Raw genomic sequence first — 24379 nt, 5'->3', positions numbered from 1 at the left:
TAATCGCATTCCTTTTGAACGTTATCTTGGGCGGGGGGGTGAGAGTTTGAATAGAGGTCAACAACATTTACTACTACAAGCATTAATTGATTCGATTCCGGATCTGATCTTTTTTAAGGATAAAGAAAGCGTTTATCTTGGTTGCAACAGAGCATTTGAAGTGTTCGTTGGGCTTGCAAGAGATGAGATTGTGGGAAAAAAAGATATAGATCTGTTTGCCAAAGATGTGGCTGATTTTTTTCGCCAGAAAGACCGGGAGATGTTGGCCTCAGGTGAGACCAGCCGTAATGAAGAGTGGGTGGATTATCCCGATGGTAGCAGGGTGTTGCTTGATACGCTGAAAACCCTTTATTACGCTGATGATGGCAGTCAGCTTGGTCTGATCGGCATTAGCCGGGACATCACGCAGTTGCATGAAAGTCGAGAAGCGTTGAATGCCAGCCTGTCATTGCAGCGTGCTACTCTGGAATCTACAGCTGATGGTATTCTGGATGTCGGTAGCGATGGCAAGTGGAACTGTTACAATAATAAATTTGTAGAGATGTGGAATTTACCCTCAGCACTTGTGGAAGCGGGAGATGATCAGGGTGCGATAGCCCATGTGCTGGGGCAGTTAGTGCATCCAAATGCATTTGTTGAAAAACTCATGGCGTTGTATGCCACACCCGATGCATCCAGTTATGATGAAGTGCTGTTTAAAGATGGGCGGATTTTTGAACGTTATTCAATTCCGCAGCGGCTGGGTGAAAAGATTGTCGGGCGTGTATGGAGTTTTCGTGATGTATCGAAAAGCAGACGCAATGAAACCAAACTGAGGGAACAAGCCGCATTTGCAGCGAATAATCCTGCTCCGGTGATAAGGGTGAACGAAGACGGGCGCGTGCATGATATGAATCCGGCTGCTCTGACGCTGTTTGGCAGTGAATTTCAAGGGCAGGCAGTGCAGCAGGTGCCTGGTCTGGGTGATCTGAATCTGCCCAGATATATCCGGAACAATCAGCAGGTTATGCGCACCGGTGAGGTGGATGGCAGTGTTTACCAGTGGACCATCAAGGGTGTTGAAGAGCTCGGTGTGGTGTATGTGTATGGCAGCAATATTACCGAATTAAAATGGATGAAAGAGCACATTCATAACAGCTCTGGTGATTTGAAGCGTATTCTCGATTGTAATCCTGTGGCAACGATTGTGACCCGGCTGGTTGATGGCACACTGTTTTATGGCAATCAGGCGACTGCTGATATGTTTGGTGTGCCTATCGCCGATTTGATTGGTCAAAAGACAATGTCGAGTTTCGTTAATCCGGATGATCGAAAACAGGTGATGGAAACTCTGGTGGAGAAAGGACAGGTCGATCAATATGAGCTGTATCTTCAAAAAATAGATGGAACAAGGTTTTGGGTATCGACATCCCTGCGTTTGATGGCATTTGATGGTGAGCAATGCGTGATTGCGTCATTTTATGACCTGAGTGAAATCAAAGCCCATGATGCCGCCATTCAGGCCAGCGAAAAGCGCTACAGAGACTTGGTCGAAGTGTTGCCGGATGCGCTGGTCATTCATCAGGCTGGCCATGTTGTGTTTGCCAATAGCGAAGCGGCGCAGATGTTTGGTTATGATGATGTAGAGGTAGCTTTAGGTGTTGATTTTAGAACCCACGTTCACCCCGACAGTTTGCCTCTGGCTATGCAGAGAGTCGAAGCGCTTATGCAGGGCGGAGTATTGAATGCGACTGCTGAACAAACGCTGCTCAGAAGTAATGGAGAGCCGTTTGTTGCGGAAGTACGCAGTGCCGTGACCAGTTTTAATGGCGCGCCGGCCATTGTCGTGAGTCTCAGAGATGTGAGTGAGCGCAAACATAGTGAAATGATGGCAAGCTTGCATCACAGGGTGCTTGAATCATTGACCACTAAGCAGCCCTTGGTCAATAGCCTTAATATACTGGCTGAAACTTGTGAGTCGATGCACGTTGATTTGCGTATATCGGTGATGATGAAGAAGGGGAATAAGCTGTTTCCTAAGGCATATCCATCATTATCTATGGAATTTAGAAAAGTAATGGATGGTATGTTGATTGGCGCTGATAACTGCTCATGTGGTGCGGCTGCTTTTTATGGTAAACGTGTGATCTCGGAAAGTGTGCGTTGTGACCCGTTGTGGGACAGATATCGCGCACAAGTGCTTCCATTGCATGTGAATGCAGCCTGGTCAGAACCGATTATTGGTGCCGATGGCAAGGTGTTGGGCACCTTTGCCATGCTTTGTTCTGAAGAACGCTGCCCCAATGCGCGGGAAATTGAGACCATTGAGGAAGCGGCGAAACTGGCGGCGCTGGCCATTGAATATGTTCGGGCCGATGCAGTCGTAACAAAGTTAACGCAGTCGGTTGAACATGCTGCTGAGGCAATTATTATTTCAGACCCAAAAAATCGTATTGAGTATGTTAATCAGGCATTCACCCGCATTACCGGTTATTCCGCCGATGAGGTGAAAGGTAAAAGCACGGTGATGTTGAAGGCGGATAGTCAGGATGAGGTGTTTTACAAGGATATGTTCCGACATATGCTTAACGGTAAAGCCTGGCAAAAACGGATACGATGCCAACGCAAGAATGGCGAGGAATACACGGCTCAGGTTTCCGTTGCCGGCATTCGTAATCGAAAAGGGCGTTTGACCCAGCTGACGGCTGTATATGAAGATTTGACGCACTATGAACATCTCGAAGAGCAGTTACGGCAGTCTCAAAAAATGGAAGCTGTGGGTACATTGGTAGGTGGCATTGCCCACGATTTTAATAATATGCTGGCCGGTATGACAGGGCAGCTTTATCTGCTCAGGAAAGAGGTCGCAGCGCTGCCCTCGTCACTGCAGCGCATAGAAGCCATTGAAAGTCAGGCATTTCGGGCGGCAGAAATCATCGAACAGCTATTGACCTTTGCACGTAAGGGCCGTGTGGCGTTTAAGTCTTTACCGCTCACGACATTGGTGAAAGAGACAATGAAATTACACAAGGTGGCTGTGCCTGAAAATATCGAACTGGATATACAGCTGCATCAGAATGATATCACTGTGAATGGAGATGCGGGCATGATTCAACAGATTCTATTGAATCTGATTTCTAATGCTCGGGATGCAGTCGAATTGGTCAGAAGCCCAAGAATTTCAATAGTACTGAATACGCAGGAAAAAGATGATGGTACTAAAGCGGCTTGTCTTGAGGTGATGGATAACGGGGTTGGTATAAATGAGGAGATGCTGGGGCGTATCTGTGAGCCGTTCTTTACCACCAAGGAGGTTGGCAAAGGGACAGGCCTGGGGTTGTCGATGGTATATGGGGCTGTGCAGTCGCATGGTGGAAGTGTTTCTATCAAGAGCCAGCCGGGTAAGGGGACAACGGTTCAGGTGCTGTTACCGGTGTTATCTACTCCGGCAAAATTGCAGCGATCACAACAGCCGTCGGTGATTGCTCCCGGTCACGCACAAACGATCCTGTTGGCGGATGATGAAGATATGCTGCGCGAAGTGATGGTGGAGACACTGGAACAGATGGGCTACCGTGTTTTAAGTGCATCAGATGGGGCTCAGGCATGGAAGTTATTTGAAGAGCACGTGGGGCAGATTCAATTGGCTATTCTCGATGTGGTGATGCCGCATGTGGGGGGCGCTGAACTCAGTAAACGGATTCGTCAGGTTGAACCGGAACTGCCTGTTATTTTCTATACAGGTTATGATCAGGAGTCGCTTCTGGATGGTGAATTGCATCACAAATACTGTCGTGTGATCAGTAAGCCGGTGATGATTGAAGAGCTGTCCTTGTTGATTCATGAGATGATTCCATCTGAACAGGAGAGCGAATAATGGATTTATTAATTTTTTTGGGGATCGGGGCTGTTGCAGGTTGGATTGCCGGTAATGTCATGAAAGGTAACGGCTTTGGCCTGATCGGGAATATGGTCGTTGGTGTTGTTGGTGCGTTTGTAGGGAAATATCTGTTTGGTTTTTTCGGTTTTGCATTCGCAGGCATGATAGGCACGCTGATGGCAGCAGTATCCGGTGCGGTCATTCTTATTTTTATTATCGGTTTAATAAAACGTTAAAAACCCGTCTATGGACGGGATGATGAATGGTGCGAACGCATCAATGAACTCACCGCTGTTTGATAGTTTTTTAAATTGGGCTATATTTGAGAGTGGTTTGATTGCGCATGTGAACATGCATCTGATGGCTATGTATGCAGCATTATCATGCTTTATAGGCTCTCATGGTAGTTGTACCGGCATCAGCAATCGCTCTATGGGGCGAATCTATGCAGGAGGGTGCTATGGGGGCGGCAAAAAACGCGGGTCAGCGTAAAAAAGAGTTCACCTTCGGTTTGCGAGGTAAGGCCATACTCGGCCTAGGTGGTCTGCTATTGCTGGCGCTGCTGGCTACCGGTGGCGTGGCTTACTGGCAAAGCCTGCAACTGGCCGAGAAGGCAGCGATGCAACGTGCACTGGCTGAGGTTGCCAGCTTGGGTAGCCAGATCGAAACAACGGTCAACGAAAGCAAACATGCGCTGATGGTGATCAGGGATACACCGCCAGTGCAGGCCATTATTCGCAGTCGGGCTAATGACGGTATAGATCCACTCAGCGGCGACAAGCAGTTGCTCTGGGAGCAGCGCCTGCAGACAATTTTCTCTTCTTTCATAACTCAGTTTCCGCAAATCCAGCAGTTGCACTATCTCGATGATAAGGGCAACGAATTGGTGCGTGTGGATAGTAATCATGGGCATGCTTATGTTATTCCAGCATCCGGCTTGCAAAACAAGATGAAGCGCAGCTATTTCAAAGAGATCATGCAGGTTGCCAATGGTGAAATCTATTTTTCTCATATGGATCTGAATCGGGAGCAAGGGAAGATTGAGGAGCCACACAGGGCTGTACTACGTATTGCCACACCTGTGTTTGACGATATCGGTAATCGTCGCGGTATGCTGATAATCAACTTGCTCGGGCAACAGCTATTCGCAGAGCTCGGTGACGGAAAAAACGGAATCCATCATTATGTGATCAACAATGATGGTTATTTCCTGTACCATCCTGATGCGGCTAAATCCTTTGGATTTGATCTCGGCTTCGATTACACCGTCAGGAATGAATTTCCCCTTTTGGCTGAACTGTTGTCTGTAGAGAATGAGCATGTTGCCTATGATGCCGAGGACGGCAAGGTGGAGGCATTTCACAAGCTGCTCTTTGATCATCATGGCTTTACATTGATTGCCGTGATTCCCGATAAGGTGGTCTTTAGCGCGGTGCGCGCAAGCTTTAATCCACTATTGCTATCCATTCTGGTGATTATTTTAATCGCGCTGGTGCTTATTACCTGGCTGGTCAGTCATTATATTGTTACACCGGTGGTTCATTTGGCGGAAGCATCAGATAAAATGCTCAAGGGAAACCTCTCCTTTAGGCTGGCAGAAGATGAGGTTCGTGATGAGTTCCGACAGCTCTATCAGACACTTAATGCCTTTGCCGAAAACCAGCAGCATGCTACGGAGCGACTGGAACATGAGGTTACAGACAAAACCACCCATCTGAGCAGCGTTGTAAATAGTCTGGTGGATGGTTTGATCACGATTGATAATCTAGGCTCGGTGAAAAGTTTTAATCCGGCCGCCGAGCGTATTTTTGGTTATGCAGAGGGTGAAGTAATTGGCCAGAACGTAAAAATGCTGATGCCCGAACCGTATCACAGTGAGCATGACGGCTATCTGAAACATTTTCATGATACCGGAGTTAAGAAGGTGATCGGCATTGGACGTGAGGTCGAGGGGCGTCGTAAGGACGGCTCAGTCTTCCCTCTGGATCTGGCTGTAAATGCAATGGATTTGAATGGTGATTCGGCCTTTGTCGGTATTATTCGTGATATCACGGAGCGCAAGCTGGCGGAGGCAGCATTACAGCAGGCCAAGGATACGGCAGAAAAGGCCAATGCGGCCAAATCTGAATTTTTATCCAGCATGAGCCATGAGTTGCGCACTCCGATGAATGCCATCCTGGGCTTTGCCCAGTTGCTGGAGAGCCATCCGGATGAACAGTTGAGCGAGGAGCAGGCGGAGTGTGTTCGCCACATTCTCAAGGGGGGCAATCACCTGTTACAGTTGATCAATGAGGTGTTGGATATGGCCCGGATCGAAGCGGGTCGGGTGACTGTATCCATCGAAGCGGTGCACCCTCGTCCGTTTGTTGATGCCTGTCTGGAGATGATCGGCAGCATGGCGGATAAACGAGGCATTCAGATCCATGACCAGACGAGCGGGCGCGACTTGCCTGCAGTGCGTGCTGATTATACGCGCTTCAAGCAGGTACTGCTTAACCTGCTCTCCAATGCCGTTAAATATAACCGCAAAAACGGCGAGATATGGCTGCAGTGCAAGCCGGCTGAGGCCGATATGTTGCGCCTGTCGGTACGCGATAGCGGACTGGGCATCGTGGCAGAGAAAAGGGCTGAGGTATTTGCTCCGTTTAACAGGTTGGGGGCGGAAGGTAGCGCCATCGAGGGTACCGGTATCGGTCTGACCATTGCCAAACAGCTGGTGGAGTTGATGGGAGGTAATATTGGCTTCGATAGTGAACCGGGTGTTGGCAGCACCTTCTGGGTGGAGTTTCCGTTGGCGGATGATCATCACCACCATGCAGCGCATGCAGCTGCAACAGGAACAACCGCAGTCGAAAGCACTGCTGGGGCAAAAGGGAGAGCAAAAACACTGCTCTATGTCGAAGATAATCCGGCCAATATGAGTTTGATGGAGCATATCATCGGGCGTATGGCCCATATTGAACTGATCACAGCGCACAATGCCGAGTTAGGGCTGGAGCTGGCCGAAAGCAAGCAGCCGGACTTGATTATCATGGATATCAACCTGCCCGGCATGGATGGATTTGAAGCGCTCCGGCATCTGCAGCAGGATGATCTGACCAACCATATTCCGGTCATCGCACTCAGTGCAAATGCCATGGAAAAGGATGTTAAACGCGGTCTGGCGGCCGGTTTCCTGCGTTATTTGACCAAGCCGATCAACATCAGCGAAGTGCATATGGCCCTGCATGAAGTATTGGAGGATCGGCAGTGAGCACCTTTAGCAATAGCGAGGGGCAGGCCAGTGTACTAATCGTTGATGATGTTCAGGCTAATCTCGTAGTCTTGCAGATGTTGCTGCAGCGCGCCGGATATCAGGTTTATGCCGCAGAAAATGGTAAACTAGCCATGGAAACTCTGCGTCAGGAATCAGTTCAACTGATTATCAGTGATATTCTGATGCCTGTGATGGATGGTTATGAACTATGTCGCCAGTGCAAGTTGGATGAGGCTCTATCCTGTATCCCATTCATTTTCTACACTGCCACCTACACAGGCGAGGATGATCGTGCCTTCGGTCTCAGCCTCGGTGCAGCGCGTTTCATCATCAAGCCTGCCGAGCACAAGGCGTTACTCAGTGAAATAGCGGAAGTGTTGGGTGAAGCCCGGGAGCGGACGATACCTACCGGCGTTGAATCGCCCCAACTCAGCGAAACCGTTTATGAGCGCGGGCACAATATTCGGCTGGTGCATAAGCTGGAACAGAAGGTAGAGCAATTGGAGCGCGAACGCCGCGCCCTGAAACAGTCCGAGGCCAAATACCGGACGCTGTTTGATGCATCCAGCGATGGCATTATGTTGCTCGATGAAGATGGGTTTATCGACTGCAACCGGGCAGCCATGCAGATGTTCGGCTGTGTGGCTCGCGATGCGTTTTTGGGTAAACATCCGGCGGCACTGTCCCCGCCCAAGCAAGCTGGCGGCAGAGATTCGCAACAGTTGGCCGATGAACATATCAATACAGCCTTTGTGCATGGTAGTGATCGCTTTGAATGGTTGCACAGGAGAGCGGACGGCTCCCTGTTTCCTGCAGATATATGGCTGACGGCGATGGAACTGGATGGCAAACCTGTACTGCAGGCGATTGCGCGTGATATCAGCCAACAGAAGCAGCATGAAGACCAGTTGCGCAAACTTTCCTGCTGCGTAGAACAGTCGGGTGAGGCTATGCTGATCACCGATAGACAAGGCAATATCGAATACGTCAACCCGTCTTTCACCCGTCTGACCGGTTATCAGGAGTCAGAAGTATTAGGCAAAAAACCGAATATCCTCAATAGTGGCAAGCAGGGTGCCGACTTTTATAGCGAGATGTGGCAGACCATCACAGCCGGGAAGTCGTGGCAGGGAAAGGTGATCGACAGACGCAAAGATGGCAGTTTTTATCCTAGCTTTTTGACTATTTCACCGATTCATGACCAGTCGGACAGCCCTGATACGTTCACCCACTTTGTCGGCGTTCAGTCCGATTTGACGCAAATCGAAGAAGCGGAGGCGCGTTTTCAACAGGCTCAGAAAATGGAGGCAATTGGAACCCTGGTGGGTGGTATTGCCCATGATTTCAATAATATATTGGCTGGTATTACAGGCAATATTTATCTAGCCAAAGATGAAGCGCATGAGCTACCCGAAGCGGTACAGATGCTTGATAATGCTGATGTGCTGGCTTTTCGAGCGGCGGAGATGATCGGTCAGCTACTTACATTTTCTCGCAAGAGTACCGTGGATATGCAAGCCATGCCGTTAACCAGCTTCCTTAAAGAGAGCATGAAACTGTTGTCGGTTAGTGTGCCGGAAAACATCGGGGTCGAACTACATATTTGCGACGATGAACTGACTGTTTATGGTGATAGTACCCAGATTCACCAGGTGCTGATGAATCTGGTCAACAACGGACGCGATGCAATCGAAGGCGTCGATAATCCGTTGATCAGCATTTGCCTGGAGTCATTCGATGCAGATGAAGCATTTGTGCGACAGCGCCCGTGGCACATCAACGCTCGCCATTTCGCGCATATCTGCGTTAGTGATAACGGCTGTGGTGTACCCGGCGATCAGATCGAACACCTGTTCGAACCATTTTTTACCACCAAGGAGCAGGGCAAGGGAACGGGGCTGGGTCTGGCCATGGTGTATGGTGCAGTCAAAGGGCATCAAGGCTTTGTCGAAGTAGAAAGTGAGCTGGGCCAGGGCACCAGCTTCCACATCTATCTGCCCAAATTGGAAACACCAGCAGTAGCCGATACTGTGGTAAGTGGTGAGGCTATGCAGGGTAAGAGTGAATGCATTTTGCTGGTTGATGATGATCAATCGATACTTGAAATAAGCAGTGATGTGCTGATCAGTCTGGGTTACAGGGTGTTGACGGCTAGTAATGGTCAGGAGGCTGTTGATCTATTCAAAGCGCAGCCTGACAGTATTGATCTGGTGCTTCTTGATGTGGTCATGCCGGTGATGGGGGGCGTCGCTGCATATAAGCGAATGCGCGAGATCAAGCCGGATATCAAGGTGATGTTCTGCACCGGTTATGACAAAGAACAGTCTTTGACCGGCAATTTGGATATTGCCAATGCGGATATCCTCAGTAAACCGTTTTCGATTGCGGCAATGAGCCAATCCATCCGCAATAAGCTGGATACATAATCTGTTAGCAATCACCCGTGTTGTTTACACGGGGTGGATCGTTTACGAATGCGTCAGCATATGTTGGCGTGGAGAACAGGGCCGGATTCAGAGCATGTTGTTGTTTGGAGTATTAAGCCAGCAGTGCCTTGATTTCATCGGCAGTCAATGGGTTGGGCAGGCGGGCTCCAAGTTGAGACACTACGCGGGCCGCTGCGTGTGAACCTAAATGTCCGGCTTGCTGCCATGTTAGGCCATTGGTGATGCCGTAGAGTACACCAGCAGCATACATATCCCCTGCACCAGTCGTGTCGATAGCATTTACTTCAACACCTTCAACCGGAAGCGCTTCACCTTCATGCATAATGATGGAGCCATTTTTACCCAGTGTGAGTGCAACATTCTCACAATGCTGATGAATGGCCTGGGCGCAATCGATGGGATCTTCCTTGCCGGTCAATGCTTTGGCTTCATCTTCATTGCAGAACAATAGATCCACAGGGCCTTCGATGAGTTGTTGAAATTGGTCCCGGCAGATATCGATCAAAAAAGGATCGGAAATGGTCAGGGCAACTTTAACATTGTTCTTTTTAGCCAGTTCAATGGCTTTCAGGGCGGCGGCTTTGGTGCTGTCGCCGAGGAACAGATAACCCTCAATATAGACATATTTCGCTTTGGCGATTTCCGCTTCTACAATGTCATCAGCATCGAGCGAGCTGGAGATGCCGAGACTGGTGAGCATGGTGCGCTGCGCATCGGGCGTAACAAGTACAACACAGGTGCCTGTTTGTCCTTTGGTTGCGGCAATCTCAATGGCAACTCCGAGTGTTTTCATCTCATCAAGATATTGCTCGCCAAATGTGTCCTGGCCGGTTTTGCACGCGTATGCGGCGCTGCCACCCATATCGGCAATGCCAACGATCGTGTTAGCGGCTGAACCGCCGGAGCAGAGGTTAATTTTATGGTCGGAAAGCGCATCCAGAATCTCTTTCTGACGGGCATCATCCGTTAGCGTCATAATGCCTTTCTCAATTTCCATGGATGAGAGAAATGCATCGTCGGTACGCACCTGAATATCCATAATTGCATTGCCTACACCAAACACATCGAAACCCATCTGTCGCTCCATTTGAAAGAATTAAAATTATTGGCCGGCATGCTGCCACTGCTGCCCCGGAATACCAGCGCATCTCTTTAACTAAAGACAGAAACACAAGCGAGCCACGAATTACACGAATTAAAACCCTAAGATGATATGCCTTACAAGGTGAATGCGTTGGCGCAGAGAAAGTGCCCTGGGGTATTCGTGTAATCAGTGGCTAAGATTCTTTATTACGTATAAAAATAAGTTATCTGGCGGTCATCAAATGTTAGAGGCTCCAATATGCTTGAAGGTCACCATAGCATGTCTGTGATTGGTTATCGGCTTGGCTGAGCTTCATAAGTAATCAGGAAAGCTTTTATGTATTTAATGCAGTGCGTGGAAGCTATTGCGTGCTGATGTCAAAGCGGTAATCACGCAAGACTTTTTTACCGGCTCCGAGCTTGCCTGTATGCACAACCGTTTTGCGATCAACATAAATGCGCAGTGCTAAGGCATTGCCACAGGTAATCCACAAGGTTTCTGTGGCGTAGCGGATGGTCGAGACGCGCCCTTTTTTTAATAATATCTCTTTTAACAGGCGTCCTTTTCCATCACCGGCTGCGTTGGGTAAAAATATCTGCATCCAAACGGGGGCCGTTACCGCTTCAAAGCGAAATTCATGTAGCTTGGTTTTGGCCTGCTGCTTGGGTTGAATCTGTTGCAGTGCCGGCAAGGTCTTGAGCTTGGCGTTAACGCTGGCTGAAGCAGGTTTGTTTGTTTTGCTTGCAGGTTTAACGGCAGTGTTTTCTACCGCAGCGTTTTTTAATGCTTCGGCTATTTGTTTACTGGCCAGAGTTGTTGCTGTATCAGCAACATTATGAGTGGCGGGGTCATTGGATTTGGCATCAGAACCTGTTGTATTCACTGTGGATGGGGTGATTGCGTTCGCTGTATCATCACTGTTGTTGATGGTCTGTGCAGTGCCCGGAGCCGCCGGAGTGTTATCCGCCTGAACATGAACGTCCTGATTATCATCGTTGTTGAGAACATTAAACAGGATAAATAACACTACAAAAGCACCGCCTGTCAGCCATGCCCACAGGCGTGATGGTGCCACCGGTGGATCGGGAAATGTCAGGGGGCGGGTCAGGGTATAGTCAGGGTTTTTCAGGCGATCAATTTGCTCGGAAAGATCAATGCCAAGGTATTTGCTGTACTGACGTAAGAAACCGATAACATAGACATCATCTGGCAATGAATCCCATTTACCGCTCTCAAGTGCTTGCAGGTGATTGGCAGGTATTTTTAATTTTCGTACCGGTTTAGAGATAGGTTGTTGTTTTGCAGTGCGAGCCTCTACGAGCATCGTTGCAATTTCTTGCAGCAGCAATTGGCGTGGAGAAATAAGTTTTTCGTTATCTTCTGGTGTGTTTGCTTGGCTTGTATTCATGGGCGGTCCAGCCTCTTTATTTGATTGAGTGCCCAGGCTTTATCCAATGGCGATGATGTCTGTTGCGCAAAAGCATTTAAAACGGCACGGGCTTGAGGGTTGTCATGTTGTTTATTCAGGACGGCGAGCATTCCTTCTACGGCGTTACGATTCCCCGCTTGTTTGCGAATAAGCGCTTCATACAACAGCCGGGCTTCACGTAATTTGTTCTGTTTGAAATAGGTGTAAGCAATTCTGTAATCGGATAAGGCGTTAGAAGGATTAAATAGCTTGGCTTGCTGAAAGTTTTTGATGGCTTCCGGATATTTAAGTTGCCCCAGCAGAGCGTTGCCCAAATTGATAAAAGCAAGATCCTGATTGGGATAGCGGGGATCATCCAACGCATGGCGCGCATTTTGTTCTGCCTTTTTGTAGAGTTCTAAACGATTGAGTAGGCTGGCATAATTATTGTAAATACTGGCACGGGGGCCATATTGAAGGGCCTGGATGTAGTAAGATTCTGATTTTTTCAAGTCTCCGCGCAACAGCCATGCATAAGCCAATGCATCCAAGACATGGGGTTGATTAGGCTGAATCGTATTGGACTTCATCAGTTCATCAAACGCTTTGGGTAACATGCCTTCTTTGCCAAGCGCATCAATGCCAAGCTGATAATGAATATGTGCCAGTTTTTCCTGTGTGTCTGCATCCATTGTTGAGCGAGGAGTCGTTGCACATGCAGCCATGATCATACTCAGAAATATGAAGGCACATATTCGGATGAATGTGTTGCGTAGCTTCATAGGAAACGTTTTACCAAGGCATGAATGGGGCGAATAGCCTGATCATCCTGTGCTTTCAAATCCGCAAAAATACCATGCTCAAGCGCTTGCTGGCAGCTGCATGTCTCATGCGTCGAGGGGTGAGAGAAAAACTGCTGCAACATGCGTTGTGCTTTGGCCACATTGGCGTGCATGACTTCGACAATCGATGCTACAGAGACATCTTCTTCTTCAGTGTGCCAACAATCATAATCGGTGCTCATGGCAACGGTGGCATAACAAATTTCTGCTTCGCGAGCCAATTTGGCCTCTGGTAAATTGGTCATGCCAATGACGTCCATATCCCATGAACGGTAGAGGTTTGATTCTGCTCTGCTAGAAAATTGTGGCCCTTGCATCACCAGATAGCTACCCTGTTGATGGGTCTTTATATCTGCTTGCTGACAAGCTACTGAGAGATCTGATTTCAGGCAGCTGCAAACCGGATCAGCCATCGATACATGCGCTACAATAGGGCCATCAAAGAAGCTGCTTTCACGGCTGTGGGTGCGATCAACAAATTGATCGACCAGTATAAAATCACCCGGTGCAATGTGTTCTTTCAGGGAGCCGACAGCCGAGATCGAAATAATGCGATTCACGCCAGCTAATTTCATGGCGTAAATATTGGCGCGGTAATTGATTTTGTGGGGGGGAATGGTGTGCCCACGTCCATGTCGTGGTAAAAAAACGACTTCCTGGCCATGGATTTCGGCCAGCATCAGACTGTCAGATGGCTTACCGAAAGGTGTGTCGATATCAAGTGTTTCGAGCACTTTGACGCCTTCAATGTCGTACAAACCACTGCCGCCAATAATGCCGGTGCGTCCTGATTGCTGTCTGCTCATAGACCCTGCCAAGTCGGTGTGTTCATAATTGTTCTTACGTGTCCGCCTTTGTATTTGCTTTTAACTGACCGCAGGCTGCCATAATGTCATCCCCCCGCGAGCGCCTTACAGTGGCACGAATGCCTTTAGAAATCAATTCTTGCGCAAATGCTTTCATGTGATTCTTTGATGAACCACTGTATGGGCTGCCCGGAAAAGCATTGAACTGAATCAGGTTCACACGTTCGCGTTCCGGGTTCACAAAGGCAATTAAGGCGTTCAAATCTTCCTGCTGATCATTGATGCCATCGAGCAGTACATATTCCAGTGTAATGTGACGTTGTTTGCGAACGGGGTATGTGTTCAAGCATTCGCGCAGGGTTTGCAAAGGATATTTGCGATTAATGGGCACTAGCGTATCCCGTTTTTCTTCAATGGCTGAATGCAGTGATATAGCCAGATTGACAGGGTGAAGTTCGCCAAGGCGTTCAATTTGCGGCGTTAGCCCGGATGTTGATACTGTGATGCGGCGGCGTGAGATATGCAGTGCATCTTCATCCATCAGCAGGGCAATGCTCTCGTGCACAGCTGCTTCATTGGCCATGGGTTCACCCATGCCCATATAGACGATATGCGTGATATCGCTATGCAGTGTGTCACCGTCAATCGATCGGGCTGAAATCGGTTCGGTGCGTAAGTCGGCTTTAATAGCCAGCACCTGAGCAACAATCTCGCCCGCACTCAGGTTGGCTTCGAACCCCTGTGTGCCAGTATGACAGAAAGGACAATCCAGCACGCAGCCTACTTGTGAAGAGATGCATACGGTGCCGCGTTTCTCTTCCGGGATAAACACGCTTTCCACCATTTTGCCGGCAAAACGTCCGCGTTTAAGTGCAAAGACATATTTGCGTGTGCCATCTGTAGAGCATTCACGCCGAATCAGCGTGAGTGGTTCACAGAGGAGTTTATCTTTGAGTGTGTCGCGGACATCACCCGGAATATTTTTCATCGCATCAGGATCAAGAATGCCTTTATTGCACCAGTCAATGATCTGCTTGGCGCGAAACGCTGGCTTTCCCCAGTCCTGCATCAACACTTTAAGTTGAGGCAATAAAATCGCAGGTAGTTGCAGCTTATCGGTAGATGGAAATGGGATCTGTTCTGTCATGCGGCGTATTGTGACAGAGGAACCATAAGCGTGATAGTTTCGTCATTGATGAAGTATCATACCACATGAATCAGACAGTGCAGAGGTTCAGCGACTGATGAATGGCATTCAATAAAACACCAAATATCCCCCATATGGGGGATGTGTATTGAAAAATAGTTCTTTAGGGTAGAGCCTGTCAGGGACAGAGCATTCCCGTAATGCACATGGACGTGGATAAAAGAATATTTTCCGGGGGGAAGATATGGATTTATCTGATATAATTACAATATATCCAACGTTTGAACATCTTCAGAATGTTTGCCCTCTCTTATCGCCATGCTCTCACTCAGAGTCCAATACATTGAATTCACGCATCAAATCGGTGGCAATATGAGAGGCTTGGATTTGGCACTGTCATCATTGAAAACTTACCTTGGTACAGGATTGAGCCAAGAAGCCCAGGTGAAAACATTTGTATGTGATCTGGAAACTATTCCAAAAAATGGAGCCCAATTTTATCCGGATTGGTATCGTTATTTTTCTATGGTGAATGATAAGCAGTGCAATAAAAAACTGGAGTATAAGAGCTGGGAACATTTTTTTAACAAGCTCGCTGCGAGTCAGATCATAACAAGCTGTTATTGGATAAACAGAGATCCGGTGACAGAACAAAGTACTTATGCGGATGCGTGTTCACAGTCTCAGAAAAACTTTCACCATGCGGTATTAAAATGTATTGGCATGGGGATGGTCAAAATGATGCTGTATTTGGGAGGAAGAGAAAATGCCAAGTAAATTGAATGAAGCCATTGGAACATTGAAGGATGCTTTTGTTGATCTTGCATCTCTGGAGGTGCAGACATATACCGGAAGTATTGATATTACGAAGCTCAAAGATAAAGAAGGAAAGGATATTGATGTAAGCAAGTTTGAAAGTTATCTAAAGGCTTCAATTGGTCGGCCAGAGAATCTCAAACTCGTCGCAGTAACTAAAATGAACTGTGATGGTGATGCGATCAATCTGGTTCCTGAGGCTGGTTTTGATAGCCATGTGCAGCGCGTGCATGAATCGGCTTTGAAGGCTGGTATTGAAACACGACATGGTATTATGGCCCTGTTTTCCAGCGCTTTGGGCGTTTCAAAGGGGTAAGTCATCGCTCCTCAGAAAATCAACTTGTGTGGATTACCTCGGGCGTTCGACCGGAGGCAAGCTAAATCGATTCACACGGTTGAATTGTTGGATAAATACGTATGTCTGGAAGATGCGATAGGTCAGGCAGTGGGTGATCATGTCATTACGCCATTGCCTGATGAACAACCTCAGTCAGAGCATGCTTATTCGCAATCAAGGTTGAATACAATCCGTGATCGCCTGACGTTGCTCGGTTATCAGGTCTCAAATACGGATGGTGGTGAACAGTGGCAGGCATTGGAACCGGTTGTTGAAAAATTTCAACAGGCGGCATCTGGTGAGATGCGACTAAGGCGGGACGGCTGGGTTGGTGAGCATACGTGGCTTGCACTACAGGAATTGATCAGTTTTGAGGCACCATCCCATCTTGAAAAGTGGATGAAAAATGGCAAGCCCTGTCCAGCGCTGAAACGGGCACTGCACCTTCGACTATTTGCTCTGGGCTTGATAGAAATCCCTCCAGGTAGGAATATTAAACCGAGTATTATTAATGCCGGACTAAGGCATCTTGCTGAAGTAGCGAAAGTATTGAGATGGGATGAGCTTCGGCTGCAAACTTCACTCAGAGATATCGACTTGGCAACATTAGAACTGATTTTCAATCAGGATGGATTCGTTGAACGCTTGGCGGGCGGAGGGTCTGTTAAAGGCTTGGAGAATTTGCGTTGTATTCGTCCGTTTGTGATTGCTATGGCGAAGATCGAGTTGTGGCTGGCGGGTTATGAGATTAAACCGGATGGTTATGGTGAAGGTGATCGTACATTTGAGCAAAGTAGGGGGCTTGATTTACACGACAATCATCCATTATACCCATTGCTTGTGCAGTACTGGGAAGGACTGGGAAAGGATAAACGCTCTACACCTGAGATGAAGGCGACGTGCTTTGTAAAATGGAGTTTTCCAGACTTTTTCAAGGGTATCCATGCGCTGCTAGCAGAATCAGAAGAAGAGGCTCCCGATAGTGAAGATGTGTTCGAACAACTCAATATAGCAATGGATGAAAATAAGAATGACACCTTGCTGCAACAGATTTGGGATCATATCTCTGGCATAGGTGCACGCGTTTGGGATGGAATAAAGCGAGCCTGGCGTTGGTTAAGTGCAATGGTAAAAAAAGGGCTTGGAAAAATGGTTGGTTTTGTCAAAAACCTTTCTCGAATCGCTTACCAGTATATTTTAAAAGCTTATGAGGGTGTGAGAGCTGTTATTAAAGGTGTGGCAGGTTCTATCGCGTTTTTTTCCAAGCGAGTTCTTGAGTTGCCGATGGAAAGCTTAGGTGTTTCAGTCGATTCGCTGGTGTTGTTTTCTCGAGATTTTGATAGTGACTACAGGGTGTTGGTGAGGGCTGAAAGTAATCCTGATGATCTTTGTCGAATCGCTGATTATGTCAGTGCTCGAGCCGGATTATTCAGTGTGTCTTGCGATTTCCTGGCTTCTTTTCTTGATATTTTACTGGGACTATTAAAGAAGGTATGGCTGGTTAGTTGGGCGGGTCTGCTCATGGCCTTGCTAAAATTGTATAAGAGTATATCGCATTGGGCTCCGATATTTATTGAGGCGCAGCGACATGAGGAAGCACTTGGTTTAGCTTAGTTGTAGGGGAGGGATAATGACTTCAAAAAAAACGACTGAAAGGTTGAAGGCGATTCAACGACGTTTTGGTATTGATGATGACGGCATGCTTGGACCTGATACGCTTACACGCATCGAATCATTACTTGATGCATCCTTGGGTATAGAAAAAGCGGATCAGGCTTACAGTCTGACATGTTCAAGAAAAGGGCTGGAACAGATTGTGTTTTTTGAGATCTCTTCTCAGGCGTATTATAGACGATTTCTGTCTCACCCGACGTGGCCAAAGGGGCGGAGCGGTATCACCATTGGAATAGGTTATGACCTGGGTTATCAAAACAAGACGCAAATCAAAAAAGATTGGCAAGGTAAAATCACCGATGTTGAATTAGATAAACTGATCGATGTAGCAGGGCTTAAAGGTGAATCAGCGCATGTAGCGCTTTCATCTGTGAAATCGGTCACCGTTCCACTAGCTGTAGCGAGTGATGTTCATTGCTCGGCAACGTTACCGAAATATGCTGAGAAAACAAAAAAGGCATATCCGGGGGTAGAGCTGCTGCCTGCCGACGCTCAGTCGATGCTGCTTTCGCTGGTATTTAATCGTGGCATAAAGATGACTGGAGCTTCAAGGCGTGAGATGAAAGCTATTCAGACTCTGGTTGTTGAAAAAGACCTGAACGGTATTGCACATCAAATTACCCTGATGAAAAGGCTATGGGATAAAGATAAATTGTCCGGTTTGCATATTCGAAGGGATAAAGAGGCCGATACAATTGTTCATGCAAGAACTGAATATGATCCGAATGAATTGATAAACGTATAGGTGTTTATATCCGGTTGCGTTGTTGAAAGTTAAACGTGGGTTGAGCATCTGATCTTCTGTCGCTACCATGCATGCGTTTTCTTAGACAGAGTCATTGAAGGCATAGTCTTTTAATAATAACAGATCATCAGGATGTATAACCATGACAAGACATTATAATTTTAGTGCAGGGCCTGCGATGTTACCAACGGCCGTTATTGAACGTGCGCAGCAGGAGATGCTGGATTGGCATGGCTCAGGTATGTCTGTGATGGAAATGAGTCATCGCGGTAAGGAATATATGTCTATCGCGGATAAGGCTGAGAAAGACCTGCGCGACGTGATGTCGATTCCGGATAATTATAAAGTGTTATTTTTGCAAGGTGGTGCCTCTGCTCAATTTACCATGATTCCGTTGAACCTGCTGGGTGACAAGGATAGTGCCGATTATATCAATACCGGTGTGTGGTCGAAAAAAGCGATTGCTGAAGCGAAGCGTTACTGCACGGTGAATGTTGTTGCGGATACTTCCGAAGGCGGATTTTCTACTGTGCCTACACAGGAATCGCTGCAGTTGAATCCCGATGCAGCCTATGTGCACTATACGCCTAATGAGACGATTGGTGGCGTTGAATTCGACTATATTCCGGAAACGGGTGATGTGCCGCTGATTGCCGACATGTCTTCCACCATTCTTTCGCGTCCGATTGATGTATCCAAATTCGGTATGATCTATGCCGGCGCACAGAAGAATATTGGCCCTGCCGGCCTCTGTATCGTGATTATCCGTGAGGATCTGTTGGGCAAGGCATCAGCCAGTACGCCAGCAGTATTCAATCTTGAAACCCAGGCCAGCAATGATTCAATGTACAATACGCCTGCAACTTACAGTTGGTATGTGGCCGGATTGGTATTTGAATGGATTAAAGAGCAAGGTGGATTAGCGGCAATGGGTGAAATTAACCAGCGCAAAGCCGAGAAGCTTTATGCCGTGATTGATGGTGGAGATTTCTATGGTAGTCCGGTGGCTAAGAATGGTCGCTCGTGGATGAATGTACCATTTACCCTGCCAGATGCTGATATGGATGCAGCGTTTCTAAAAGGCGCAGCAGAACGCGGTCTGATTACGCTGAAAGGTCATCGTTCTGTCGGCGGTATGCGTGCCAGTATTTATAATGCGATGCCGGAAGCAGGTGTAGATGCGCTGGTCTCTTATATGCATGACTTTGCAAAGAACCAAGGCTAATAACAGCTAGCATTACTTCGGGCTGAAACCTGGATGGTTTCAGTTCTATCATTGTTTATGGATATCAAGGGCCCGGCCATCATGTATGGCTGGGCCCTTTTGCGTGGATGTTGATGGGAATTCTTTTAGATCATGAAGTGTGCTAGACCTTATTTTGAAGAATGATTGCTGACGCAGTCATTTTACAGGCTATAAGTTTAGGATATACAACTTGGAGAAACGGGCGCAGTATAAAGTTATTGGGATCCATGGAGGATCGGACGATGCGGCACAACGAATAGCATGGAAGTCTTTTTCGACTGCATCTGCTGACCTTGTTAGTGATGAAGGTCGGTTTCTGAATTTCCAGGAGGGGTCGTCATGGAAAATGAAATGCGAACAGAAAAGCGCCATGTTACACGCGGTATTTCAACCGGAGAGCTTTATCACCTCATTTCAGGTCAATACTTCAGAGTAGAGAAGGTATGTGATATTTCCGCTAACGGTGTTGGCTTGAAATCCAATGCTTGCTTGCAGCAGGGAGAGAAAATTCGCATGGGATTTAAACGGGGTAGGGCGCATATTGAAATGATCGGGCGTGTGGCTTGGTGTGCGCTTGCCGATGAGGATGACGGGATGGATTTATACAGAATGGGCATCATTCTTTAGCAGGCTTGGTGCATTAAATAGAGATCTTTCATGAAGCAATGTTTTTTTTCAGTATCTACCGAACTCAAGCAAGCCATGGCATCGTGAAGTGGTCTTGTTGTCAGGTGTGGATATTCCGGCTTTTCCAATCGATAAACGATCAATAAACATTATTATAAGCACCACCAAAAAGTGGTGAGGCTGAGTTCGTGTCTGAGTGTCATGAGAAGGTAAGGTCGGGTGCTTTGCGTTGTTATTTTTATGAATGGCAGGTGGAGATAAAGCACTGAGCTTTCTGGCTCATTTCAGTGTTACAATCAGCTGGTGGGTTGCTGTTGAGTGGGCACAAGTCTGCAGGCCAGAGATGTTGTGAACGCATCCAATGTTCTGCTTTTGAACAGGGCGACAAGCAACCAGAGCATGAATAGTGGTAACAGCAGCACCTGTACGATAAAAATCGTCAGATAAGCGGTCATCAGATTAAGCAGGGATGCGATAATATTTTCAGCATTCTCTACCGTATTCAGAAACGCCTGACGGGTCATCTCCACATTATCTGATGCGCCTGCGGTCAAAGATGAGAAGAAGCCCCGACTTTTTTCAGGCGTCATGCTGCTCATCTCATCATAATTATCAGAAATCACGGAGAGCTTCTGCATCGAATGTTCTATGTCCGGCTGTAACCAGTTGCTATACAATGCATCACTGATGATGGCCGAAGCTGGCAGCATAAAACGCAAGAGCAGCAGGATCAGGCTGAATTTGATGGCGGTCTGAATGAGTGGCGTGCTTGAGCTTCCCGTCCAGAGCAGAGGGATGGTGAGCAGCAACAGGATTGAGATGGCCTTAAAGGAGATCGCTTCTGAGACCTCAAAGCCTAGTTTCTGGATGCCAAGAGAGGCGATGGCTGCAACCAGAACAGAAGAGAGGCGCTCTGTCATGTCATCAATCGGATCAAGGATCTGGCCAGCAGCGATGGTGACACCTACACCTGCTGGAGCGAGTTCCAAATGAGACTCTTTGACCACCGAGACTACAGCATTGACACCGCGGGTGGTGCCATAAGCTATCGTTGCTGCTTTGATTGACTCGCTAAAGTAAGCGTCTGCAATCCGGTCAACGCCAGGCAGTTTGATGTAAGACGCACCGAAAAACAGAGCGCTGAGCAGAAGCAGTAGCAGAGCAGTTCTCAGCTTTTGACTGGAACCGTTCATAGAGTCTTTTCCACAGGGGTGGTGTTGCCCTGATTACGATTTTTTGTCGCTTGCAACCAGCCATAGGGCATGCAGCACGCCTGGCAGGAAACCAAGCAGGGTTAATACGATATTGATGAAAAAGTGCTTAGTCGCACCAACCTGAAGAAAGGCACCGACCGGTGGCAGGATGATGGAAAGAATTAGGTTTAGAATGTTCATAGTATACTCCGAGTGAAAAAATATTGTGGCGATTCTCATTATTTGCTCACGCATTGTCGATAAGTGGCTATCGCTGAAATGACTTTAAGCGTTTGTTTTTTCAGTGCTGGACGTTGTTGAGAAGCTATAAATTACTGATATACCTATACTTATTGTGTGTATGTTAAATTTAAATCATTGTTCAATGCAGAGAATTACCGCTAATGTGTCGCGTTAAAACTGAAGTAAAGGACTTACCTCTGTGTTTAGATATCCTGCTGACCGGCTGCCTGTAACTATTATTGTTGCGCTTACATGTCTTGATTTTGCGCTCTATTTTCAGCTGGAGCAAAGCTGGTTGCTGGTTGCTTTCTGGCTGTTGATGATAATACCAAAAGGTAAAATCGGAGCATGGAACCACCATCACCAACATACACCAACCTTTAAAAAGAGGCCTTTAAACCGTCTGCTGGAGTTCTGCTATGCCTTGCATACCGGAGCCACAACTAACCTGTGGGTACAGCATCATGTGTTAGGGCATCACTTGAATTTTTTGGATCAACACAAGGATGAAAGCCGCTGGAAACGAAGATCAGGCAAAGTAATGGGGAAAATTGAATACACATTCAATGTGGCGCTTACAGCTCATCTGCGCAGTTTCTTTGTAGGGAAACGCTTTCCAAAACTTCAGAAGGAATTTGTTTTTTATACCCTGTTAACGCTTTTGGTGGTCGGTATATTAATTTGGTTTAAGCCGATGCAAGCACTGTTTCTGTTCGTGTTGCCCATGGTTTGCGGAATACTGCTTACATCTTGGGCGACATATAAACATCACTCCGGTCTTAGTACCGATAATGAATTTGAGGCATCGAGAAATAATCTCAATCGCTTTTATAATATCACCACAGGTAATCTGGGTTATCACACTGCCCATCACCATAAACAAGGATTGCACTGGTCCCGTTTGCCTGAGTTGCATGAGCAGATTAAAGGCAAAATCCCTAATCACCTTATCTCATCAAGTATGCCTGTTTATGATTGGCTGCAGCGTAAACGTGCTTAAAATAGCGTAATCGAAGACATTCTGAATGCCGTGACGTTGCTATGATCCGGCGTGTGATCATGCTCATGACAATTGGCATTGATCAATGATTGCCCTGAAGGTGATCTGCTGAAGGTGATCTGCTAGCATATCAAAAGTTTTTATGTCAGGGCGTATAAAAGTCTGAAGAAACAATTTCTGAACCGCATAATGTGACGAAAAGAGACTATAGGAGCTATCCTCATTGCCTGCAGGCCTGCTGCGATGGTAAGCTCTGTTTATGGGTATCTTGGCATTGTCGGATGCATCGGGTTATCACTGATGATCATATACTGGTGTATGTGCTGATTTTGGTACACCTTTGGCACTGTAGTAGATTGCGCTGCGGCTGATTAAGGTCGCAGGGGAGCTGATTGAATGGGTGAAATGAGCGAAGGCGCAGGGGAAATATCAGGCAGTGAAGATATGCTGGCTCAGTCTGGTCATGAGTTGGCTGCTGAAAAATCTAAGCGGATCATTATGTTCTGTGATCTAAGAGACTCCACCGAAATTCTGATGAACTTTGAACAGGGAAGATATCGTCTTGAGGGTGAGTCCGAGCAAGAAGTGACCTACGATCAATTTATTTTTGATGTGCATAAGACCTCCTATGAATATCTGTATCTGGGCCATAAAAAAACGCATACTGAGATTTACGGGGATGGCTTGATGGCCATTTTCCCGGAAGACAATACCAAATATATTATGGAAAATATCTATCGGCTAACCGACCGGATGCGTGCTTATAACGAGACGACCTGTGCGGGTAAGTGCCGGCCCAGCATAGATATTGGTTTTGGTATCACCACCGGTGATATCGCGTTGGTCTATTATTATCTGGATAGTCGCAAGCATCCAATTGGCATGGGGGTACACGAAGCTGCCCGTATCGAAGGTAAGTCCAAGTATTATGACGCCCGTATTCTGGTTTCCGAACATTTTTTTAAAGAAGCGGAGACCTATATTAATGAGGATGAGCGATTTTCGTATCGTTTTATCGACAGAGTCTTTTTGAAGAATTTCCATGAGCCGATCACCCTTTATGAGCTGTTGGTCGATAATGATCCCCGGTTTGGCAAGAAAATTGATTCAATCCCCTATTATAGCGAAGCGTATGCAGCTTACTGTCAGCGTGATTGGTCGCTGGCAAAAGAAGGTTTTCAGAAGGTGTACGATAAATTTGGCCTGGGCATCGGAAAGGTTATGGCTGCCCGTTGTGACACACTCTCCCAATCCCCTTACAATCGCGACTGGGATGGTGTCTGGAACCTGAAAGATAAATAAAGCTGTTGGCGAAGAAGAGCGCTCTGATTTGTGTTGATTCCCATGCTGAAATCTACAAAACTAAAGTAGCAGGCTGTTGCACCTTCAAATGCAGGCAATGAGATATACTATTTTGGTTTACTATCTTGACCGGGGGAAGAGGGTTGAATACTGTTCGCCGCCCTCGCAAGAGGATTACCCACATAGGCTCGTAGCTCAGGGGTAGAGCACCACCTTGACATGGTGGGGGTCGGCGGTTCGAAACCGCCCGAGCCTACCAGATTAAATAATTTGTCGATTTAGATTGAGGCCGGACTTTTCATAGTTCGGCCTCTTTTTTTACAGGAGCCTTGGCGTGGGCGGTTACT

Annotated in this window: 19 protein-coding genes and 1 tRNA gene; 13 read left to right on the top strand and 7 right to left on the bottom strand. The window is 47.2% G+C overall.

Going from position 1 to position 24379, the window contains the following annotated elements:
* Positions 1-46: 46 nt before the first annotated feature.
* The 4 genes from D8Y20_RS04405 to D8Y20_RS04390 all read left to right on the top strand — a co-directional run bounded on the left by D8Y20_RS04405 (position 47) and on the right by D8Y20_RS04390 (position 9541).
* On the top strand, positions 47-3856 hold the full coding sequence (locus D8Y20_RS04405) for a PAS domain S-box protein (protein ID WP_147434016.1): 3810 nt from the start codon (positions 47-49) through the stop codon (positions 3854-3856).
* Positions 3856-4095 carry a GlsB/YeaQ/YmgE family stress response membrane protein gene (locus D8Y20_RS04400; protein ID WP_121541830.1) on the top strand — a complete coding sequence of 80 codons (240 nt, stop codon included), beginning with the start codon at positions 3856-3858 and terminating at the stop codon, positions 4093-4095. The genes D8Y20_RS04405 and D8Y20_RS04400 overlap by 1 nt, the downstream gene beginning before the upstream one ends.
* A 164-nt stretch (positions 4096-4259) precedes the next feature.
* Complete coding sequence (locus D8Y20_RS04395; RefSeq protein ID WP_121541829.1) at positions 4260-7112, top strand: PAS domain S-box protein; 2853 nt, start codon at positions 4260-4262, stop codon at positions 7110-7112.
* Positions 7109-9541, top strand: a complete 2433-nt coding sequence (locus tag D8Y20_RS04390; protein WP_121541828.1) for a response regulator — start codon at positions 7109-7111, stop codon at positions 9539-9541. Before D8Y20_RS04395 ends, D8Y20_RS04390 begins: the two co-directional genes overlap by 4 nt.
* A gap of 112 nt (positions 9542-9653) precedes the next feature.
* Here D8Y20_RS04390 and D8Y20_RS04385 read toward each other — a convergent pair whose 3' ends face one another.
* The 5 genes from D8Y20_RS04385 to rlmN form a co-directional block, all read right to left on the bottom strand.
* Entirely contained in the window at positions 9654-10637 is a 984-nt protein-coding gene (locus D8Y20_RS04385) for an adenosine kinase (protein WP_121541827.1), read from the bottom strand.
* 370 nt (positions 10638-11007) lie between these two features.
* Positions 11008-12054, bottom strand: coding sequence for a helix-turn-helix transcriptional regulator (locus tag D8Y20_RS04380; protein ID WP_121541826.1), 1047 nt, complete (start codon positions 12052-12054; stop codon positions 11008-11010).
* Entirely contained in the window at positions 12051-12779 is a 729-nt protein-coding gene (locus tag D8Y20_RS04375) for a hypothetical protein (RefSeq protein ID WP_236075246.1), read from the bottom strand. Before D8Y20_RS04375 ends, D8Y20_RS04380 begins: the two co-directional genes overlap by 4 nt.
* A gap of 53 nt (positions 12780-12832) precedes the next feature.
* On the bottom strand, positions 12833-13702 hold the full coding sequence (gene mtnP, locus D8Y20_RS04370; RefSeq protein ID WP_121541824.1) for an S-methyl-5'-thioadenosine phosphorylase: 870 nt from the start codon (positions 13700-13702) through the stop codon (positions 12833-12835).
* Between the two features lie 34 nt (positions 13703-13736).
* On the bottom strand, positions 13737-14849 hold the full coding sequence (gene rlmN / locus D8Y20_RS04365) for a 23S rRNA (adenine(2503)-C(2))-methyltransferase RlmN (protein ID WP_121541823.1): 1113 nt from the start codon (positions 14847-14849) through the stop codon (positions 13737-13739).
* A gap of 372 nt (positions 14850-15221) precedes the next feature.
* Here rlmN and D8Y20_RS04360 point away from each other — a divergent pair, with 372 nt between their 5' ends.
* From D8Y20_RS04360 to D8Y20_RS04335, 6 genes are all read left to right on the top strand, one after another.
* Complete coding sequence (locus D8Y20_RS04360; RefSeq protein WP_121541822.1) at positions 15222-15626, top strand: hypothetical protein; 405 nt, start codon at positions 15222-15224, stop codon at positions 15624-15626.
* Positions 15616-15981, top strand: coding sequence for a hypothetical protein (locus D8Y20_RS04355; RefSeq protein ID WP_121541821.1), 366 nt, complete (start codon positions 15616-15618; stop codon positions 15979-15981). Before D8Y20_RS04360 ends, D8Y20_RS04355 begins: the two co-directional genes overlap by 11 nt.
* An 87-nt stretch (positions 15982-16068) precedes the next feature.
* A complete protein-coding gene (locus D8Y20_RS04350) occupies positions 16069-17616 on the top strand; it encodes a peptidoglycan-binding protein (RefSeq protein ID WP_147434015.1) in 1548 nt (515 codons plus the stop codon).
* A gap of 16 nt (positions 17617-17632) precedes the next feature.
* Complete coding sequence (locus tag D8Y20_RS04345) at positions 17633-18421, top strand: hypothetical protein (RefSeq protein WP_121541819.1); 789 nt, start codon at positions 17633-17635, stop codon at positions 18419-18421.
* Between the two features lie 142 nt (positions 18422-18563).
* On the top strand, positions 18564-19646 hold the full coding sequence (gene serC / locus D8Y20_RS04340) for a 3-phosphoserine/phosphohydroxythreonine transaminase (protein ID WP_121541818.1): 1083 nt from the start codon (positions 18564-18566) through the stop codon (positions 19644-19646).
* 360 nt (positions 19647-20006) lie between these two features.
* Positions 20007-20294, top strand: a complete 288-nt coding sequence (locus tag D8Y20_RS04335) for a PilZ domain-containing protein (RefSeq protein WP_121541817.1) — start codon at positions 20007-20009, stop codon at positions 20292-20294.
* 296 nt (positions 20295-20590) lie between these two features.
* On the opposite strand, the gene D8Y20_RS04330 is transcribed toward D8Y20_RS04335, so the two are convergent.
* Positions 20591-21487 (bottom strand): hypothetical protein, encoded by an 897-nt coding sequence (locus tag D8Y20_RS04330; protein WP_121541816.1) that lies wholly within the window; start codon positions 21485-21487, stop codon positions 20591-20593.
* A 33-nt stretch (positions 21488-21520) separates the two neighbouring features.
* Positions 21521-21688, bottom strand: coding sequence for a YqaE/Pmp3 family membrane protein (locus tag D8Y20_RS04325; RefSeq protein ID WP_121541815.1), 168 nt, complete (start codon positions 21686-21688; stop codon positions 21521-21523).
* Between the two features lie 241 nt (positions 21689-21929).
* Between D8Y20_RS04325 and D8Y20_RS04320 the strand changes: the two genes are divergently transcribed.
* The 3 genes from D8Y20_RS04320 to D8Y20_RS04310 all read left to right on the top strand — a co-directional run bounded on the left by D8Y20_RS04320 (position 21930) and on the right by D8Y20_RS04310 (position 24291).
* Complete coding sequence (locus D8Y20_RS04320; RefSeq protein WP_121541814.1) at positions 21930-22730, top strand: fatty acid desaturase; 801 nt, start codon at positions 21930-21932, stop codon at positions 22728-22730.
* 396 nt (positions 22731-23126) lie between these two features.
* Positions 23127-24032, top strand: coding sequence for an adenylate/guanylate cyclase domain-containing protein (locus D8Y20_RS04315; RefSeq protein ID WP_236075245.1), 906 nt, complete (start codon positions 23127-23129; stop codon positions 24030-24032).
* A gap of 184 nt (positions 24033-24216) precedes the next feature.
* Positions 24217-24291, top strand: a tRNA-Val gene (locus D8Y20_RS04310).
* Positions 24292-24379: the final 88 nt, after the last annotated feature.

It is taken from the genome of Mariprofundus sp. EBB-1, assembly GCF_003665155.1.
Classification (GTDB): domain Bacteria; phylum Pseudomonadota; class Zetaproteobacteria; order Mariprofundales; family Mariprofundaceae; genus Mariprofundus.
This window is presented reverse-complemented; position numbering and strand designations above follow the sequence as displayed.

Coding starts and splice junctions, on each gene's coding strand:
- D8Y20_RS04395 (WP_121541829.1), top strand. CDS start 4,260: ATGGTAGTTGTACCGGCATCAGCAATCGCTCTATGGGGCGAATCTATG.
- rlmN (WP_121541823.1), bottom strand. CDS start 14,849: ATGACAGAACAGATCCCATTTCCATCTACCGATAAGCTGCAACTACCT.
- D8Y20_RS04355 (WP_121541821.1), top strand. CDS start 15,616: ATGCCAAGTAAATTGAATGAAGCCATTGGAACATTGAAGGATGCTTTT.
- D8Y20_RS04330 (WP_121541816.1), bottom strand. CDS start 21,487: ATGAACGGTTCCAGTCAAAAGCTGAGAACTGCTCTGCTACTGCTTCTG.
- D8Y20_RS04360 (WP_121541822.1), top strand. CDS start 15,222: ATGAGAGGCTTGGATTTGGCACTGTCATCATTGAAAACTTACCTTGGT.
- mtnP (WP_121541824.1), bottom strand. CDS start 13,702: ATGAGCAGACAGCAATCAGGACGCACCGGCATTATTGGCGGCAGTGGT.
- D8Y20_RS04400 (WP_121541830.1), top strand. CDS start 3,856: ATGGATTTATTAATTTTTTTGGGGATCGGGGCTGTTGCAGGTTGGATT.
- D8Y20_RS04375 (WP_236075246.1), bottom strand. CDS start 12,779: ATGGCTGCATGTGCAACGACTCCTCGCTCAACAATGGATGCAGACACA.
- D8Y20_RS04325 (WP_121541815.1), bottom strand. CDS start 21,688: ATGAACATTCTAAACCTAATTCTTTCCATCATCCTGCCACCGGTCGGT.
- D8Y20_RS04385 (WP_121541827.1), bottom strand. CDS start 10,637: ATGGGTTTCGATGTGTTTGGTGTAGGCAATGCAATTATGGATATTCAG.
- D8Y20_RS04345 (WP_121541819.1), top strand. CDS start 17,633: ATGACTTCAAAAAAAACGACTGAAAGGTTGAAGGCGATTCAACGACGT.
- D8Y20_RS04315 (WP_236075245.1), top strand. CDS start 23,127: ATGGGTGAAATGAGCGAAGGCGCAGGGGAAATATCAGGCAGTGAAGAT.
- D8Y20_RS04380 (WP_121541826.1), bottom strand. CDS start 12,054: ATGAATACAAGCCAAGCAAACACACCAGAAGATAACGAAAAACTTATT.
- serC (WP_121541818.1), top strand. CDS start 18,564: ATGACAAGACATTATAATTTTAGTGCAGGGCCTGCGATGTTACCAACG.
- D8Y20_RS04335 (WP_121541817.1), top strand. CDS start 20,007: ATGGAAAATGAAATGCGAACAGAAAAGCGCCATGTTACACGCGGTATT.